Origin of the sequence: Streptococcus hillyeri (genome assembly GCF_003686955.1) — a bacterium.
Taxonomy (GTDB): domain Bacteria; phylum Bacillota; class Bacilli; order Lactobacillales; family Streptococcaceae; genus Streptococcus; species Streptococcus hillyeri.
This window is the reverse complement of the sequence record NZ_RCVM01000001.1, coordinates 38,074-57,017: the sequence shown is the minus strand read 5'-3', so window position 1 is coordinate 57,017 and position 18,944 is coordinate 38,074. Positions and strand designations below refer to the sequence as shown.

The following is an 18,944-nucleotide window of genomic DNA, read 5'->3' as shown; positions in this document are numbered from 1 at the left end:
GCTAGCAAAACAAGTCTGACATTGGCAATAAAGATTACTTTCCTAGCTATTATATCTAAAAAAGCACCTGCTGTCTTTTTAAGAGAGGTGCTTTTATGTCAATGTTCGTTATTTAAGCGTTTTATAAAGGTCTAGGTAGGCTTCACATGCGGTATCCCATGAAAAATCCTTAGTCATCGCATTGATTTGCAACTGTTTCCAATCTTCTGGATGATGATAGTAAACATCCAAGGCAAGTTCGATCGTTTTGCTCATCCAATAGCTAGAAAACTCTCCAAAGCTAAAGCCTGTTCCTGTCTTATCATAGGCATTATAAGGTTGAACGGTGTCACGTAAACCACCCACCTCTGAAACGATTGGCAATGTTCCGTAGCGCATGGACATCATTTGTGATAAACCACATGGCTCAAAAGCCGAAGGCATGAGGAAAATATCCGAGCTAGCATAAATTTGCTGCGCCAATCCTAGGTCAAAAGTGATGTTGGCAGAAACCTTATCTGGATAGGTTTGTCCAAACCACGAAAAAGCATTTTCATACTCCGCATAGCCTGTTCCTAGCAAAATGATTTGCACATCATGTTGTAGGAGGTTATGCAATTCATTGACCACTAAATCAAACCCTTTTTGATCTGTGAGGCGAGAAACCATACCGATTACAGGAACAGTTTCACGGACAGGCAGACCTAAGCGTTCTTGCAAGGCTACTTTATTCTTGATTTTACCAGATAAGTCGTTGATTGAAAAATGATGTGGGATAAGTTTGTCCGTTTCTGGATCAAAGAGTTCCGTATCAATACCATTCACAATACCTGTTAACTTTCCTGATTCCATCCGCATGACTTGGTCTAAGCCTTTCCCAAAGGCTGGAGTTTTAATTTCTTCAGCATAACTTGGTGAAACAGTTGTCACGCGATCACTGTAAAGCACAGCTGCTTTCATCCAGTTAAGACAGTCATTCCAACGTAGAGTACCATCAGTATAGCGCTCATCGCCTACACCAAAGAGATCCCCAAGCATTCCTGCATCAAACTGGCCTTGAAATTCAATGTTGTGGATTGTGAAGACTGTTTTAATGTCTTTGTAGGCATTAATCCAACGATATTTTTCCTTCAATAGATAAGGAATCATCGCCGTATGATAATCGTGAACATGAAGGACATCAGGAATAAACGCAACTTTTTCCATCAGTTCTAAGGCTGCTAATTGGAAGAAGGCAAAGCGTTCACCATCATCCCATTCCCCGTAAACTTTTCCACGGTGGAAATACTGTTCATTGTCGATAAAATAGAAGGTAACCCCATCTCGGATAATACGTTTAACGCCAACGTATTGACGGCGCCATCCTAAAGAGATGTAAAAATAGAGAACATCCTCTACCTGATTCCAAAATTTATTAGCGACAAGATCGTAATAGGGTAAAACCACCGCCACTTCATGCCCTTTTTTAACAAGGGATTTTGGGAGAGCTCCAATAACATCTCCCAAACCACCTGTTTTGGCAAAAGGCGCTCCTTCTGCCGCTACAAACATGATTTTCATTGAATAATATCTCCTGTGATTTCACGACCTTTTGCGATTACCAGTGGTTTTTCAGCTGAACCACGAAGCGTTACACCTGCTGGTACGGTAACATTTTTATCAATGATAGCATACTCAATTGTCGCGCCAGCTCCAATTTTTACTTTAGGGAAAACTACTGAGTGAGCAACGGTTGCCCCTTCTTCAACACGGCAAGAACGCGAAATAATCGAGCGGTTCACATTTCCTTTAATAATTGAGCCAGAAGCAAATTGTGAATTAGATACTGTTGACTGTTCATCAAAGTAAGTTGATTCTTCATTCTTCACTTTGGTGTAAACTTTTTGATTGCCATAGAAAAGGGTATAGAATTTCTGTGGGTCAAGCATATCCATATTGGCATCATAGTATGATTTTACAGAAGTGATGTTAGCTAGATATCCTGTGTGTTCGAAGGCTAAAGCGCCAGCTTCTACAATTAAATCGCGGAGCACGAAACGAATTTTACGAGGGGTTTCTTTTTGGGCTTCCTCTTCCAATTTTTCAATCAAGTAAGGCGTGTTCACCACATAAATATCTGCTGACATTGGAACTGGCTCGTCACTTTTCTCAACAGAAATTTTCCCAACAACCGTATCTGTTTCATCGATGGCAAGCAACTCATTGTCAGATGAGAGGTTTGATTTCGCAACTTTTTTATAAATAACAGTCATTTCACGCTTATTGGCTGAATGCACATGAAGAACCTGTTTTAAATTGATATTAGCTAAAATATCACAAGACATGTAAACCGTTTGGTCTGAGCCAGAGCGTTTCAAGTAATTCAGAATTTGATCATAGTAATCAGCGTCAGCGGTTTTACTTTCATCACTCGTATTATAAAATCCTAAGAAATAATGGCTAAGCAGGGTATTGAGACCCCACTCACGACCTGAACGAATGTGGTCGAAAATAGAGCGGATATTTTGCCCACGGAAAATACCATAGACACTTCTAATCCCCGCATTAGCAATGCTTGATAATTGGAAGTCAATCAAGCGATACTTTCCATCAAATGGCAGGTTTGCCAATGGACGATTTGCTGTCAAGCTTTCCATATCTGGATAGCCGATAGTATTTCCTAAAATAGCTGTGTATTTATCAATCTTCATTTGGCACCCCCACTACTTCATTGTAGCCTACTACTTGAACGTCTTCTGTTCCATCAATTTCAACATTTTCACTAATCACTGCGCCTTCACCAATAATGGCACGTGTAATCTTAGCACCAGCTTTTATCGTTACACCACTCATGATAAAACTATCTTTAACCACTGCACCTTCTTCAACTTTAACATTTGTTGACAAGATTGAATGGTCAACATCACCCGCCACAAAGCAACCGTCTACAACGAGACTGTCTTTGACATTAGCGGTATCTGCAAGGAAGTTTGGTGGTGCAATATGGTTTTTAGAATAGATTTTCCAAGAACGGTCACGGCTATTGAGCTCGTTATCTTCACCGATATACTCCATATTCGCTTCCCAAAGTGATTCGATGGTACCCACATCTTTCCAATAACCAGCAAAGTTGTAAGTATAAACAGCCTCACCTTGATCAAGATAAGCTGGGATAACATTTTGACCGAAGTCTGACATATCCACGTCATTCTTTTCAGCGTCTACTAACATTTTACGGAGTTTATCCCAGGTGAAAATGTAAATACCCATAGAAGCTTTGGTTGATTTTGGATTAGCAGGTTTTTCTTCAAATTCAACGATACGATCGTTAGTATCGGTATTCATGATACCAAAACGGCTTGCTTCTTTGAGCGGCACATCGATAACCGCAACCGTTAGGCTTGCTTGGTTATCTTTATGCGTTTGGAGCATGTCATCGTAGTCCATTTTATAAATATGGTCACCAGATAAAATCAGAACGTATTCTGGATTAATGCTATCAATATAGTCAATATTTTGATAAATGGCATGGCTGGTACCTAGAAACCAACGGTTACCTTCTGTAGCTGAGTACGGTTGCAAGATGGTTGCTCCACTATCAATACCATCTAACCCTCATGAAGAACCATTTCCGATATGGCTATTAAGTGCAAGGGGTTGGTATTGCGTGATAACACCGACATTATTAATCCCTGAATTGGCACAATTTGACAAAGCAAAATCAATAATGCGGTAGCGACCACCAAATTGCACAGCAGGCTTAGCAATACTTTGAGTCAACTTACCAAGACGAGTACCTTGCCCACCGGCAAGAATTAAAGCTAACATTTCATTTTTCATATTGTTTCCTTCCTTAAATGAAAGTAATATTCAAGAGATTTTGCTGATATTTTTTAATATCACATCACTAATCTCTACAAGTTGACCTTTAGCTATAACGACAACTGTCGTCATAATCTAAATGGAGCGACGAAAGTGATATTTCTTCACAGAATTCCTTCTAACAAAAGTTAAAGTCAATTAGCTTTTATTTAGTATTTTTGTCAGCACTTCTCCTAATGTGGTGTGGGGCGCTCAAAAGGTCTAAGAGACCTTTTGAGGTGGGGAATAAGGCGAACGAAGTTCGTCTCAATCGTTAAGGTCTAGGAGACCTTTTGAGGTGGGAAATGAAGCTGACGAAGTCAGTGTCAGAACCTCCCCTCCTACAGAGTTCCATTCCTTCTTGGCAAGCCTAGGTCTCCTTCGCTCTCTGGTTTCTAAGCTCAAGCTGAAACTTATTAGTTTTAGAGTAATCACCACTGCGGAAAGTGCTAGTTGTGGCGACTTCGTCGCTCGTAATGATTGCAGAAAATACCAGCAATAAAATATTATAAAACAACCATATATTGAAGAGGAATTCATTGTGACTGAGACATTTTATCTTAAACGAGTTTACTATTTTAAAGCTAAAACACAATATCACCCAAAACTATTATTTTTTCAACTTACGCTTAATCTTCCAGATACTAGCCCCTAAAGCTGGTAGGGTGAAACTAAGTGTATTTTGATAATTTTTCCACTGATGAGCTTGTGTTCTCATTTGCGGATTATGCTCCTTCCAAACACCTCCAAAGGTTTCCATTTCGGTGTTGAGAACTTCTTCATAAATACCTGCATAGGGCACTCCTATCGTAAAGTTTTGACGTTCGACTGGAGTCATATTAAAGACGCAGACAAGGATATCACCCTTATCATCTTTGCGAATAAAGCTCAGTACCGTCTCTGCGGTATTATCGGCATCGATGATTTCCAAGCCATCATAGGTTTCATCATTTTGCCAAAGTGCTTTGTGATTTTTATAGAACTGATTCAGGTGGCTGGTGAAATCTTGCATTTTCTGGTTCAGTTGATCTTCTTCGGAGAGATTTTGCCATTCTAATTGGTGATCACATTTCCATTCCAAAAATTGTCCAAACTCTGATCCCATGAAGAGCAGTTTCTTACCAGGATGACAAATTTGATAGGCGAGAAGGTTTCGCAAACCTGCAAATTGATTATAACGATCTCCCCACATTTTATGCATTAAAGATTTTTTCCCATGAACCACTTCGTCATGTGAAAATGGTAGGACAAACCGTTCGTTAAAACAGTACATGAAGCTAAAGGTGACAAGATTAAAATCGTATTGGCGATAGATGGGATCACTTTCATAGAAACGAAGAATATCATTCATCCATCCCATATTCCATTTATAATCAAATCCGAGGCCATCTTCTTCTAAATCCTTGGTGATTGGCGTTGCTGCTGTTGATTCTTCAGCAATCATCATCACATCTGGATGTCTGTCTTTCATGATACCATTAAGACGACGAAGGAAATCATACCCCTCTAAATTACGATTGCCACCATAAACATTTGGTGTCCAAGGTCCTTCATCATAATCTCTGTAAAGCATGTTGGAAACAGCATCTACACGAATACCATCAATGTGGTAATGCTCGACCCAAAAGAGGGCTGAGGAGATTAAGAAGGACTGAACTTGATTTTTTCCGAGGTCAAAATTCAAGGCTCCCCATCGTACATTTTTCGCACGATCAGAATCCTGATACTCAAAAGTCGGTGTCCCATCAAAATAAGCTAAAGCATCATCATTTTGAGTGAAATGCCCTGGAACCCAGTCGACGATAACGCCGATATTATGTTGATGACAGGTATCGACAAACTCTTGGAATTCCTCTGGTGTCCCGTAGGTATGCTCAAAAGCAAAATACCCCATTAATTGATAGCCCCACGATGCTCCTAGAGGGTGAGCCATCAGTGGCATAAACTCAACATGCGTATAATTCATCTTAGCCAAATAAGGAATTAACTCACGAGTGAGGTCTTTGAAGGTCATCCCTTTCTTCCAAGATGAAGCATGCACCTCATAAATAGTGACCGGGCGTTTCTTAAAGCCAAAGCGTTTCCGTCTTCCCATCCAAAGACCATCTTTCCACTTGTGTTCTGAAAATGGTCTTAAAATCGCCGCTGTACTCGGACGATCTTCAAGGTAATACGCAAATGGATCCAATTTTTCAACCTGTTGACCGTTGTGCCGTGTCACCAGATATTTATAGAGTTGACCAGTCTTTGCTTCTGGGATAACGCCTTCCCAGACACCTGCTTCATTTTTTTCTAAAGAAAAAGGCTGAGCAGTCCAGTTTGTAAAATCACCGATAACGGCAATATCTCTGGCATTGGGTGCCCATACTCTAAATTGGTACCCCTCTCCCTTAGGATGGGCACCGAAATAATGCTGAGCATGAAAATTTTCTCCCATACCAAACTGATAAAGCCTATCTTTATCGTCCATAAATACCCCCAATCCTGAAAATTGATACATTTATAGTCATATACATTAACTTTAATACATCGTCACTTTCGACTTGCCATACTCAAGTACTGTCTGCATTTCAGTTCTTTGTCTTAAAACTAATTCATTCGACTATATTATAAATTGTTGAATAGATCAAAAAATGGGGATAATCTTAACGTATTAAGATTATCCCCATTTCAATGTACACATTTTCTATCAAGAAAACGCTTTAAAATAAGTTTACCATATTTTATTTTATTTGTCATGAAATTTCCAAAACTTTTTCAATATTGTTAAGTTTTAGAGAGGTATGCTTCTCATCTCCGTAGCGAACAACCAGGTGACCACTACCAGGTACCGCACGCTCTACAAAAACTAATTCACGAACTTTCGGAAATTCATCAATTGAAAAAATCATATTTTCACGTTTTTCGGAAATAAAAAGACGAATTTTAGCGACTAAATCCGCATGCTCAGTCACAAGGTTCCAATCCACTTGATTCACTTCATCAGGGGCATTATAAGAATTCATCGCTCGCTCTCTATCTTCTTGAGTGAGTTCACCATTTTCCCCTGTTGGATAAAGTTTCGTTCTCATGAATTCTTGACCCAATTGCATAAAGCAAATACCTTGCAAGGTGAGGTTCATTTCACTAGCAAGCGCTATTCTTTTTTTATGCGTTTCTAAATCATCATAGGGATGAAGATGCCACATCAAATCGTTAAGATTATAATTATCGTGTGCTTCGACATAATTCACCACTTGACTAGGGCTTAGGTAATGATTTAATTCATCACTGCCTAAAAATGCCTTAGCAAGCACATCCTCTGTGGCCTCGCCAGAAACAAATCCTCTTTCAAAATAGCCATAAACTTCTGCACCTTTAATGGCATCTCGGGCATCATCATTGAAAAAGCCAATTCTTGGCATCTGCCAAGCATTTTCCTTTTTCGCCTTATCCTCTGGCATCAGCCCAACGCCCATATCCCAACCTTCTCCATAAAGAAGAATGTTAGGATCAATTTTGTCCATTGCTGAGCGAATGGCATTCATAGTTTCCACATCATGAAGCCCCATCAAATCAAAACGAAAGCCATCAACACCATACTCTGTAACCCAATAAGTCAAGGAATCAATTATGTACTTACGGAACATTTCCTTCTCAGAAGCCGTTTCATTGCCACAACCAGAGCCATTTTGAAAAGAGCCATCTGCATTCATCCGATAATAATAATCAGGAACAACTAATTGAAAAACGGAATCTTGCGTGGCATAGGTATGGTTGTAAACCACATCTAAAATCACACCTATCCCTGCTTCATGATAAGCCTGAATCAGCTCTTTTAATTCTAAAATACGTGTTGCAGGTTCTTCGGGATTAGAGGTAAAACTTGCCTCTGGAACATTATAATTTTCAGGATCATAACCCCAGTTATAAGCATAGCTTCCATCTTCCAAAATGGTCTGATGGTGGTCAAATACAGGTTGAAGTTGGATGTAATTATAGCCCATGTGCTTGATATAATCAAAACCTGTGGCGTCTCCAAAAGCATTTTTTGTCCCTGTCTGAATGGCACCAAGGAATTTCCCACGTTTATCCTCGTCAACACCTGAGGTTTCAGATTTTGTAAAATCGCGGATATGCATCTCACAAATGACGGCTTGGTTTGGATTTGATAGTCGCCACGGCGCCTTTTCACCGTGTGTCACTCTGAAACCTTGCGGTCTCAAGTCTTCATTGGAAATAACAATTGAGCGCTTACCATCTGCTGTTGTGGCAATGCTATAAGGGTCACGGCTGTCTCTAAATGTCCGTCTGCGGTAATGAACACGGTAACTATAAGCTGTGTAATTGTAATCCCCTGAGAGGTTTAGGTACCAGACACCATGAGTATTTTCAGTATGTTTTTCTGGATTGTATTGCTCTCCACGGCGCATAGGATAGACTTGTGCAACACTGGCATCTTGATTGGTCGATGAATAGAGAACCAATTCCACTAATTCTGCCGTTGGTGCCCAAAGTCTAAACTCTGTTGCCTCTTGCTGGTAGTTAAAGCCAAGCCAACCATCGAAGCCCCATTTTTTATCAAAAGCTCTGCTATTGGTTCCCATATCAAAAGCATGCGCTTGACGCCTTCCATAGTGAGGACTAGCTACTGCTGCCTGACGTGAATAATAGACGGTATCATCGCCGTCTACCAGCCAAACTTCGGTCTTATCAACTCCGTAATGACGCTGAACGTGGTAGTCCTTGGTCTTTGCAGACCAGTCTTTTTTCATGACCAGAACACCAACTTCTCCAAGAAAATGCGGCGCAGGATAAATCAATGTCGCCTTGACACCAAAGCTATCAAAAAGGTTAAAATAAGCCTCATGCCCAAGACCACCTATCTGCCATTGCCACACTCTAAGGTCAAAGTAATTTTCCTCCTGACTATGAAAGTGGACAATTGTCGCATTGTCTAACATCATCTACTGGTTACTCTCCTTTTCAAAGTCATCAATTTCATGTGTAAATCGTTGGGCAAATGCTTCACGCTCTCTGTCATCTTCAGAGACAAGAGCATCATCTGCAATATCATCTGTATTGGCAAAGAAGGTGATATGATTTTTGAGGTTTTCTAAGGTAATTGGAGCATCCCCACCATACTCACCATCTAGGTTAATCATCATTCGCTTAGTGCTCTGTGGCTCAATCTTGATGTAGCTCGTTTTGATATACTCCACACGTTTATCGGTGATATGTTTACCACCATCTAAAACCAAGCGGGTTAAGTGTAAAATTTCCATCAGATTGGCTGTTTTGACTAAAATCAATGTAAAATTACCATCATCTAATTTGGCGTCAGGCGCAATTTGCTCAAAGCCACCGACCGAATTGGTAATGGCAGCAAAAATCATTGACACTTCACCCTCAAACACGCCACCATCATGTGTGATTTTGACAGGAACATTGCGTATCTGCGGTAATAATTCAACACCTTTAGCCAAATAAGCTAAGTAACCAAACATGGTTTTTAATTGACTTGGGACACTGTAAGTTAATTCACTAAGACTTCCCGCTGCTGCAATATTGATAAAATACCGTTCTCCGTAGGCACGACCAACATCCATTGCAATGGTTTGATTTTTACCAATCATTTTAGCTGCTTCAATTGGATTGCCGCGTGGAATTTTTAAGGCTCGAGCAAAATCATTTGTCGTTCCAGTTGGAATAATGGCCATGGCAGGGCGGTTTTCAAGAGGTGCAATACCATTGACCACTTCATTGATCGTGCCGTCACCACCTGCTGCGATGACCAAATCAAAGCCCATGAGACCAGCACGAGTCGCTTCATCCATGGCTGAATTTTTTTCAGCAGTTGTCTGAAAAGCTGATGTTTCATAGCCGAAACCTTCTAAGATATTGAGAACTTCAGCCACATTTTTCTTCATAATTTCTTGCCCAGATGTTGGATTGTAAATCAAACGGGCACGTTTACGCTGTTTTACCATATCATCACATTTTCTATTTCTATAAGTCTAGCAACCAAGCCTCATCTTCTATCCTGATGCCTAAGTCTTGAGCCTTTGTTAGTTTGCTTCCTGCGTCGCTACCAGCCACAACTAAATCTGTTTTCTTGGATACCGAACCTGTTACTTTAGCGCCCAGATTTTCCAATTTTTCCTTGGCTTCTTTGCGTCCCATCTGTTCTAATTTTCCAGTCAAGACGACGGTCATTCCTGAAAGGGCTGCATCTTGTGCCACTTTTTTACCGAGATAAGAGAGGTTGACACCGTAACTGGCTAGTTCTTCGATAAGCGTCTTGCTCTCCTTTTTATCAAAATAGCTGCGCAGGCTTTTAGCAATAACGCCCCCCAGACCTTCAATCTTGGCAATTGCTTCTTCATCTGCTTCTGCTAAGGCTGTCACGTGTCCAAACACTTCCAAAAGGAGTTTTGAGGCTTTGGCACCGACATGACGAATGCCCAATCCAAAGAGCAATTTCTCAGCTGAATTGGTCTTAGAAGCTTGAATGGCTGTAAACAGTTTCTCAGCTGATTTTTCTTTAAATCCTTCCAAAGTCAGCAAATCCTCCACCGTCAAGCGGTAAATATCTGCCACATCATGAATGAGATTAGCCTTAAACAATTTTTCAACGATAGAACTTCCTAGGCCAGCAATATTCATGGCATCACGACTCGCAAAATGTTCTAAACGTCGTTGCACTTGACTCGGGCACAACGGATTGATACAACGAAGTGCAACCTCATCTTCATAATGCACTAATTCTGATTGACAAGATGGGCAGGCGCTTGGGATAACCATAGGTTCTTGATTGGTACGCTTGCCTTCTACTACTCTTAACACTGCTGGAATAATATCCCCTGCCTTATAAACAATGACAGTGTCTCCAATTCGGATATCTTTTTCCGCAATGTAATCAACATTATGCAGAGTCGCACGAGAAACCGTTGTCCCCGCTAATTGAACTGGCCTGAGATTGGCTGTCGGCGTAATCACTCCTGTACGACCAACCTGCCAATCCACAGAAAGAAGCTCTGCCTCTTTTTCCTCAGCCGGAAACTTATAGGCAACTGCCCAACGAGGTGCTTTTACAGTAAACCCTAATTCTTCCTGCATAGCAAGGCTGTTCACCTTAATCACAATGCCATCAATATCATAGGCAAGATGATCGCGCTCTGCTTGGATTTCTTGGATAAAGTCCCAAATCTCATCCATTGACGACGTGACAAGACGACGTGGGTTGACCACAAAACCTAAGGCTTCAAAGCCCTCAAGTACGGCCTCTTGCGTTTCGAAAGTCGTTTCACCCGCTTCTTGATAGATAAAGGTCGCAAGATTACGTTTCGCCACGACCGCTGTGTCCAACTGACGCAAGGTTCCAGCGGCTGCATTTCGAGGATTGGCAAATTCAGATTCACCATTTTCTTGACGTTCTTGGTTAATTTTGGCAAAGGCGGCGCGCGGCAAATAAGCCTCACCTCGAACAGTCAGTGTCTCACCATTAGGCAAGGTCAAAGGAACATCCTTAATTCGCTTAACATTTTCAGTGATATTTTCACCAACACTACCATCACCACGTGTCGCAGCCACCTGCAAAACACCACCAACATAGGTCAAAGAAAGAGACAGACCATCAATTTTTAGCTCTGCTAAATAAGAAGCTTGTGGAAATTCCGCCTTAATTCGTCTATCAAATTCATCTAATTCTTCACGCAAAAAAGCATCTTGAAGAGAGAAAAGCGGATACTCATGCTCAAACTTTTCAAACCCTTCCAAGACACGTCCTCCGACACGATGCGTCGGACTATCTGGCAAAATCAACTCAGGATGCTCTTCTTCAAGTTGAACAAGCTCACGATAGAGTTTGTCATACTCGCTATCTGAGATACTCGGAGCATCATTGGTATAGTATTCTTTGGCATAGCGGTTGAGATCTTCAACCAACTGTTTCATTCGATTTATCATACTATTATTTTACCATAATTTAACACAAGAAAACAAAAACTCACTCCAATTTTAAAGAGTGAGTTACAATCCTTATTAGTCTTCTTAGTCTTCAAAAACGTTTGAAAGCGAAGCATCTTTGCTGTTTTCAGTTTGAAAAGCATCTTCTTTTGGTGAGGAATTTCCAAAATCCGCCTTACTAGGTTGAACTAAAAGAACCAAACGGGCAATCTGACATCCTAATGAAATCAACCATCCAAAAAATGGTACAACAAAAGCGAAAGCACCTAAGTTAAGAAAGATAAAAGCCCAACTCAGTCCAGCATCACGATAGCGACGAACTTCTAGCGCCAAGTTAGGAATCAAAATAGCCAGACCCCAAATCACAAAAACAACCACGATTGGCAAGGTTGAACCGAACATCTCTAACACAAAAGCCGCAGCCTCTTCATCAGACATGTATTCGTAGGTTACAGGATCTGAAGCAATAACACTAAGCATATTAAAAAAGAATAAAAAGAAACCAATTAAATAAAACGGTAAGCTAATCAAGGTGTTGCACAAAACAACCCACCAAAAATCTGCACGGCTTGATTTTCCTTCAAAATTCGCATAATTTAACCAATACTTTTTATAAGCTTGAAACATCGTATTCTCCTTTTACAAGTAATAATCATTATTGTAACATATTTATAAAAATTATGCTCCTACTATTGAATAAAATGACATACCAACATATAAAAACATTATTCTCCTAATCATGTTTAAAATAGCTAATATTTAAAATCTTCACTGGTAAAATCGTAAAAAGTTTTTAAAAAGCCCCCATCAATATGAGAGCTTGTTAGAAGTCTATTTTCTCCAAATGTGTGTGTCAATCAAGCCACAATAAGCATCAACTGGCGATACTCCTATAAAGTCTGATTCCCCTGATAATTTCTTAACCAAGGCTTCCATTGTACTTGGCATGCCATCGTAAGCATTGATGTAAGTGCCAACTTGTGGCATATCTGCAAGGGCAAATGGATGTTGCACTGAAACAACAATGGTTGGGACTTCGTGAACATAGAATGGCTGATCTGGCGTTCCTTTAGCAGCTGGCCAAATGATACGTTGTGTTGTTCCACCAGAATTGACATCCACAAGGTTGATAATCAAATCATAGTTGTCAGTGATTTGTGAAATAGGGCGTTTAGATGCATAAACATTTTGAATGGCTGCTGGACGTTCTTCTTCTGGCAATTTTTTGATGCGTTCTTCAGTATTTTCCCAGATAGAAACCTCATGTTCACGCGCTTCAAGAAGCTCTTTAAGCGTATCTGATGCCCGTTTTTTACCTGAGTTAATTAGGGCTCCAAAGCCACCTTTATAGCCGTCCACTTCCACTAACAAGATACGTTTGTAGCGTTCTGGGGTCACTGGGAAAATGCCTTCTTGTTTTGCTTTAACAAGCGTAATCGCTTTATCAGAAACCTCTGCAGCAATCGTCTTAGCTTCATCAGTACCAATCAATGCCAACGCTTCTTCCTTTGGAAGCATGATATCTTCACGATGACCTTCAAAGGTATGAAGCCCCAATTTTGCCTTGAGACCTAGTGTACGACGAAGAGCATCATGAAGGCGTTCATCTGTCAACAAACCATTTTCATAGCCTTCTTTCATCCACTGCAAATCTTCATCAGGATCATTGAAGAATAAGAAGAGGTCACAGCCTGCTTCAATGGCTGTAGGTAATAGTTCACGACGTGGTAAAGAAGCTGTCATTCCAACCATGTGCGAGGCATCTGTGACGATTGCTCCATTGTAACCAAGTTCACCACGCAAAAGTTCATCAAGAAGCGTTTTATTGAGTGAGGCAGGAAGCGTGTCATCCAAGTCACGTTCTGGGTGCATTTCCTTTTCAACATTAGGCAAGTGAATATGCCCAGCCATGATTCCTGGAAGTCCCGCTTCTGCCATTTCACCATAAATACGTCCAAAGGTTTCCATCCACTCTGCTTTGGTCATCGGATTTGCCGCATAAGAAAGGTGATGATCACGCTCATCAATACCGTCACCTGGGAAATGTTTGGCAAACGGCATAATACCATGTTCCATGATACCACGCATGTATTCTTTAGAAAGTGTCAACACTTGCTCAACATCTGCCCCCCAAGTACGGTTAGCAATAATAGGATTACGCCAGTTTCTACTCAAGTCCATAATTGGTGCAAACGACGCATTGCAACCAACCGCTGAGGCTTCAAGTCCTGCAATACGACCAAGTTCGTAAGCGTACTTCGAATCATTAGCGGCAGCAATTTTCACTTCATCACCAATTTTTGTCCCATCTGTTACCGCACCATTACCACCAGACTCCGTGTTCGCTGCGATAAGCAATGGAATTTTTGACTTGGTCTGTAAAATGTAGTTTTGGTCCCAAATATCTGCTGCAGGTCCAGGTGCATAACGTACTGCCCCAATCTTATAGTCATTAAGCACACCCGTCAAATATTCTTCGGTACGTAATCCCCCCATATTGACAAAGAGCTGACCAATTTTTTCATCCAAGGTCATATTCGCAATGGTTTCTTCCACCCATGCAATAGCTTTTTCATCTAAGTTATAAGGTTTTTTTGTTAAATCTACTAAATGTGTCATGATATTCTCCTATGCTAAATTACTCCAAAAATTAGAATGATACATTTCTTGGTCTACAGATGTCAATTTACCTTCAGCAAAAGCATCTGCTACTTCATCAGCTAAAAGTTTCCAAGACTCAGCTTCTTTTCCAACAAGAATCGGATAAAACGCAACGCCATTTTGTTCAGCGGCCGCCAAATCTCCCGGAGAATCCCCAATCATCATCATGCGACTTGGATCATATCCTTGGTTGATGAGTTCAGCAATCACATCCTCTTTCTTGCCACGATCCTGACAATACAAATCATCAATATGAGGCATTAAGCCCTGTTCAACCCACTCTTCTTCAACTGCTTCCTTATTAGCTGAGCTAACCACAAAAACACGACCTAATGCGTGTAATTTTTGTAAGCCTGCAAGAGTACCTTCAAATGCCAAAACTTCACCCTCATAGGATTTGATTTGACGATTGACTTCATTAGACCATTCTAAAGCTTTTTTCAAATCATCTGATGGATTTTGAGAAAGTACTGCTTCTAAGCTAGCATTTGAAAGCGAACTCGTCGTCTCTACCCATTGTTTCAAGTGTTCAATATTTCCAACACCTGCAAATTCAAGTCCCATAACAAGTCCAACAAAACGGTTGACACCTCTCGTTTTAGAAAAAAGGTTAACACGATCCCACTCTGTTAAAAAGGCATCTCTGTCTTTCACCTCAAAAACATCCGCTGCAATCGGACCAAAAAAAAGCTGGTGCTTATAAGTCATGGTATCCATTGCACAACCATCAGAATCTACACAAAAAACAACAGTCTTTAATTTACTTGACATCAAATCCCTCCTGAACTATAAATCATCCGATGATTTAATTATATCAAAACAAGAAAACGCTGTCAATATAAAACATTAGATAAAAAAGGTTAAAAGTCATATGACCTTTAACCCGATATTTAAAGTATGATAAATGCACAAGAGGTTTTGGGGATAACAATTTCTCCAGCTTCCACTTTATTAGCTACAATTTCTGGTAATTGATTTTCTGATGTTAATTCTAAAACCTTACCATTTAAAGTCATTCGCCTTGCACGTTTGTCCTTGTTCTCACCTTCTAGTAAATAAAGCTCCGCTTCTTTGTCCAGCTTAATAACCGTATCATTGACTTCTGAATTATTGATAATAAGGTAAGCTTTACCTTGTCTACCATCTTTTCTCGAATGTGCAAAAATATGTGCCCCTTCTTGAATCTCAAAACCACTATCAAAAACTTCTGTCCCCATCAATCGGTTCCAAAGAAGAACAGCAAAATAGTTTGGACGAGGATCAAACACCTCACGTGCAAGGTAGCCATAATCAGATGATGCCAAAGTGTTATGGAAAATAACACCATTTGTAAGAGTAGAAAAAGTCCCTAATTCATTAAGAGTACGGAAAACATCTAAGAAAGTCGAAGCCCAAGTATTGCCACCACCACCAGCATCTCCAGATTCAGTGACCCACATTTCTGCATTAGGGACATATCTATCTCTTAAAGGAAGGTAGGTCCTACAAAAATCAGAAGCAACTTCAAGATAATCTTCAGTGAGTGCCTCCTCAGGTGACCAATGCCCACTAGGTATAACTGAAGCCAAACGTTCAGAAACACCATTGTAATAATGGTATGAAAAGATATCGAGTGGTACTTGAGTGCCTTCCATCAAATCAGAGCAATTAACTATTTGGCGTGCAACTTGCTCAATACCACCTGCCCCTTGCTCATCTTTTTTACCAAAAACAACATTGTCTCCACCAGTAGTGCTTGGACCGACCTTTAAACAATCTGGGTAATTAACCTCCAACCAACTAAAGAAAATATCTTGGTCACGACGATAATGCTGTGCAGTGTAGCCTTCTGGAAAACCTGTATCTTCTAACATGTTAGGCTCATTAGCAAATTCAACAGCCTCAATAGGTACACCATAAGATTGACTGAGTGAAAAGATTTTCTCAGCCTCTGCAGGATGCCAAGGTTCTTCGGCTGCATGTAATCCTGGACAATTTGCCATTGAAATCATAAGTTTGCCGTTGATGGATTTCACAAAATCAAGAACGCCAATCCACTGATCCTTAGTTAGAACATTGAGATAGCCTTTCGGAACTTCTCCCTGATACTGCCCTTCAAAATCATAATAGGTTTTAGTAGACCAAGTACCAGAAACACGAACCCAAGCCTGTCCTAGCTCTTTAGAGAGATAACGAAGTTTTTCATCGTATAAATTGATAGGCTGATAAACTTGCATTAAATCCTTGTACATGGCTGCAATGCCATCTTCTGATGGCTCTACGTAAAATTCTTCTTCGCCAGTAATCTGTTTGTCAGAATAAGCTTTCCAAAAGGTTCCACCTGTTACCTCTGCAAACTCAACATTATAAGAGACTAAGCGTGGGTTGATATCTCGGAGTTTTTTTAGACTGTTTGACTTAAGCGTAATTGTTCCCATGATGGAACCCCTTTCATTTTGTATTGTAAAAAAAGAGCGAGAAAAACAACTGAATATGTTCATTGTTATTTCCCACTCTAACAGCGGATAAGTTATCCTAAAATATTACACTCCTGAATAAGCGGAGAAGCCTCCATCAATTGGTAGAACAACCCCATTCACAAAACTAGCAAGATTTTCATCAGCCAAGAAGAAGATTCCTCCAACCAATTCTTCTGCTTCTCCGAAACGTCCCATTGGTGTATTGCGCAAAATTTTCTCCGCACGGGCTGATGGTGTGCCATCTTCATTAAATAGCAGAGCGCGATTTTGATTACTTACTAAGAAACCTGGTGCAATGGCATTGCAACGAATACCAACTTGCGAGAAGTGAACCGCTAACCATTGGGTAAAGTTAGAAATTGCAGCTTTTGCTCCTGAGTAAGCTGGAATTTTTGTCAATGGTGTGTAAGCATTCATACTTGAAATATTGATGATGTTTGCGCCAGGGCGTCCAACCATATCTTGTGCAAATACTTGTGTTGGTAAAAGCGTTCCAAGGTAATTGAGATTGAAAACAAATTCAATTCCAGACTTATCTAAATCAAAAAATGTTTTTGTTCCTTCTGGCAAGTCTGTAGCATGAAATTCATTATCCGTTGTTGCTTTTGGATTGTTTCCGCCGGCACCGTTAATCAGAATATCTGTTGGACCAAGGTCTGCAAGCACAGCTTTACGCACTTCTTCCAAGTTGTCTTTCTCAAGGACGTTAGCTTTATAGGCTTTAGCTATACCTCCTTCAGCAGTAATCTCATCTGCAAATTTTTGGGCCGCTTCTTGGTTAAGGTCAAGCAGAGCAACTTTAGCGCCAGCTTTGGCAAATTCTTTAGCAAAGAAGCCACAAAGCACACCACCAGCTCCTGTTACAACAACGACCTTATCTTTAAATTCAATCACTTTAGACATAACATTCCCTTTCTTATTACTTATCACCAACAGTTTTGACACGGGTACCAAAATCTGGTGTCTTTCCAGCCGCACGCATATTTGCTTCATAAAGACCATTGAAATAGGTCGCTCCTAAGGCACGGTCAAATAAACCATAACCTGGTGTCTTCGTTTGGTCTCCCCAGATACGACGACCATGGTCAGGTCTCAAACTACCTTGCCAATCATAATCCACAAGTAACTTCACAATGGCATTCATGTCAATGTCACCTGCTTCAGATAAATGCGCTGTTTCTTGGAAGCCCCAGTCTCCTGCAGTCACATTTCGTGTGTGCATAAAGTTAATACGATTACGCTTCAATGCGTATTCTGTCATTGCAATCACATCATTTTTAGGATCAGAAGCATAAGAACCAACACACATGGTAATTCCGTTATTTTCAGAATCATAGATATCAAGGAAGCGTTCAACCGCCTCTTGACCAGTGATAATGCGTGGCAATCCAAAGATACCGTACGGCGGATCATCTGGGTGAATCGCCATTTTAACACCTGCTGCTTCTGCAGTTGGCATAATCGCTTTGATGAAATATTCCAAATTTGACCAAAGATCTTCCTCAGAAATATTTTCACGGTAGTTTTCAATGATAGCTTTCATTTCTTCTTTTGAATAAGAAGAATCCCAACCTGGTAAATTTAAATCATCTGCAACAGGATCAACACCTTCTAAATCAGATTTTAAGAAAGCAAGTGACGTCGATCCATCTGGTAGGGGATGATTTAGGTCAGAACGTGTCCAGTCAAAGACTGGCATAAAGTTATAACAAACTACTGGAATCCCAGCTGCTCCAACATTTTTAATGGAGGTCTTGTAGTTTTCGATTAATTCGTCACGGTTAGGTTTACCTTGTTTTATATCCTCATGAACAGGGATAGATTCGATGACTGTAATTTCAAGACCGGCATCTTCTACCATCTTTTTAAGTTCGAGAATATTTTCCAATGGCCAAGCTTGACCAACTGGCACATCATAAACAGCTGTTACAATTCCTTGCATGCCAGGAATGGCTTTGATTTCCTCTAAGGTAACGGGGTCTTTTTTTCCGTACCAACGAAATGACATTTTCATTTTTTAATCTCCAATTCTTTTTTCTCATTGATGTTCTATCATGA

At 40.4% G+C, this 18,944-nt stretch carries 12 protein-coding genes and 1 pseudogene; all 13 read right to left on the bottom strand.

All coding sequences use genetic code 11. The annotated features are described in order from the left end of the window. Positions 1–108: 108 nt before the first annotated feature. On the bottom strand, positions 109–1,539 hold the full coding sequence (glgA, locus tag EAF07_RS00220) for a glycogen synthase GlgA (protein WP_121834294.1): 1,431 nt from the start codon (positions 1,537–1,539) through the stop codon (positions 109–111). After that, positions 1,536–2,669, bottom strand: coding sequence for a glucose-1-phosphate adenylyltransferase subunit GlgD (glgD, locus tag EAF07_RS00215; protein ID WP_121834293.1), 1,134 nt, complete (start codon positions 2,667–2,669; stop codon positions 1,536–1,538). The genes glgA and glgD overlap by 4 nt, the downstream gene beginning before the upstream one ends. Next, positions 2,659–3,798 (bottom strand): annotated as a pseudogene (locus EAF07_RS00210) (glucose-1-phosphate adenylyltransferase). Before EAF07_RS00210 ends, glgD begins: the two are co-directional and overlap by 11 nt. A 631-nt stretch (positions 3,799–4,429) precedes the next feature. Next, positions 4,430–6,289: a 1,4-alpha-glucan branching protein GlgB gene (gene glgB, locus EAF07_RS00205; protein WP_121834292.1), complete on the bottom strand. Its 1,860-nt coding sequence runs from the start codon at positions 6,287–6,289 to the stop codon at positions 4,430–4,432. 265 nt (positions 6,290–6,554) lie between these two features. Continuing rightward, positions 6,555–8,762, bottom strand: a complete 2,208-nt coding sequence (gene pulA / locus EAF07_RS00200; RefSeq protein WP_121834534.1) for a type I pullulanase — start codon at positions 8,760–8,762, stop codon at positions 6,555–6,557. 3 nt (positions 8,763–8,765) lie between these two features. Further along, the gene (locus EAF07_RS00195; RefSeq protein WP_121834291.1) at positions 8,766–9,788 is read right to left on the bottom strand and encodes a diacylglycerol kinase family lipid kinase; all 1,023 of its coding nucleotides are present in this window, start codon (positions 9,786–9,788) and stop codon (positions 8,766–8,768) included. A 19-nt stretch (positions 9,789–9,807) separates the two neighbouring features. Beyond that, positions 9,808–11,766, bottom strand: a complete 1,959-nt coding sequence (gene ligA / locus EAF07_RS00190; RefSeq protein ID WP_121834290.1) for an NAD-dependent DNA ligase LigA — start codon at positions 11,764–11,766, stop codon at positions 9,808–9,810. 84 nt (positions 11,767–11,850) lie between these two features. Next, positions 11,851–12,393, bottom strand: coding sequence for a DUF805 domain-containing protein (locus EAF07_RS00185; RefSeq protein WP_121834289.1), 543 nt, complete (start codon positions 12,391–12,393; stop codon positions 11,851–11,853). A gap of 204 nt (positions 12,394–12,597) precedes the next feature. Further along, positions 12,598–14,385 carry a glycoside hydrolase family 3 protein gene (locus EAF07_RS00180; protein WP_121834288.1) on the bottom strand — a complete coding sequence of 596 codons (1,788 nt, stop codon included), beginning with the start codon at positions 14,383–14,385 and terminating at the stop codon, positions 12,598–12,600. A 9-nt stretch (positions 14,386–14,394) separates the two neighbouring features. Beyond that, a complete protein-coding gene (locus EAF07_RS00175; protein WP_121834287.1) occupies positions 14,395–15,198 on the bottom strand; it encodes an HAD family hydrolase in 804 nt (267 codons plus the stop codon). A 119-nt stretch (positions 15,199–15,317) separates the two neighbouring features. After that, the gene (locus EAF07_RS00170) at positions 15,318–16,844 is read right to left on the bottom strand and encodes a beta-glucuronidase (RefSeq protein WP_121834286.1); all 1,527 of its coding nucleotides are present in this window, start codon (positions 16,842–16,844) and stop codon (positions 15,318–15,320) included. 105 nt (positions 16,845–16,949) lie between these two features. Next, positions 16,950–17,789, bottom strand: coding sequence for an SDR family oxidoreductase (locus EAF07_RS00165; RefSeq protein WP_121834285.1), 840 nt, complete (start codon positions 17,787–17,789; stop codon positions 16,950–16,952). Positions 17,790–17,805: 16 nt separating this feature from the next. Further along, on the bottom strand, positions 17,806–18,900 hold the full coding sequence (locus tag EAF07_RS00160; RefSeq protein ID WP_121834284.1) for a mannonate dehydratase: 1,095 nt from the start codon (positions 18,898–18,900) through the stop codon (positions 17,806–17,808). Positions 18,901–18,944 lie beyond the last annotated feature (44 nt).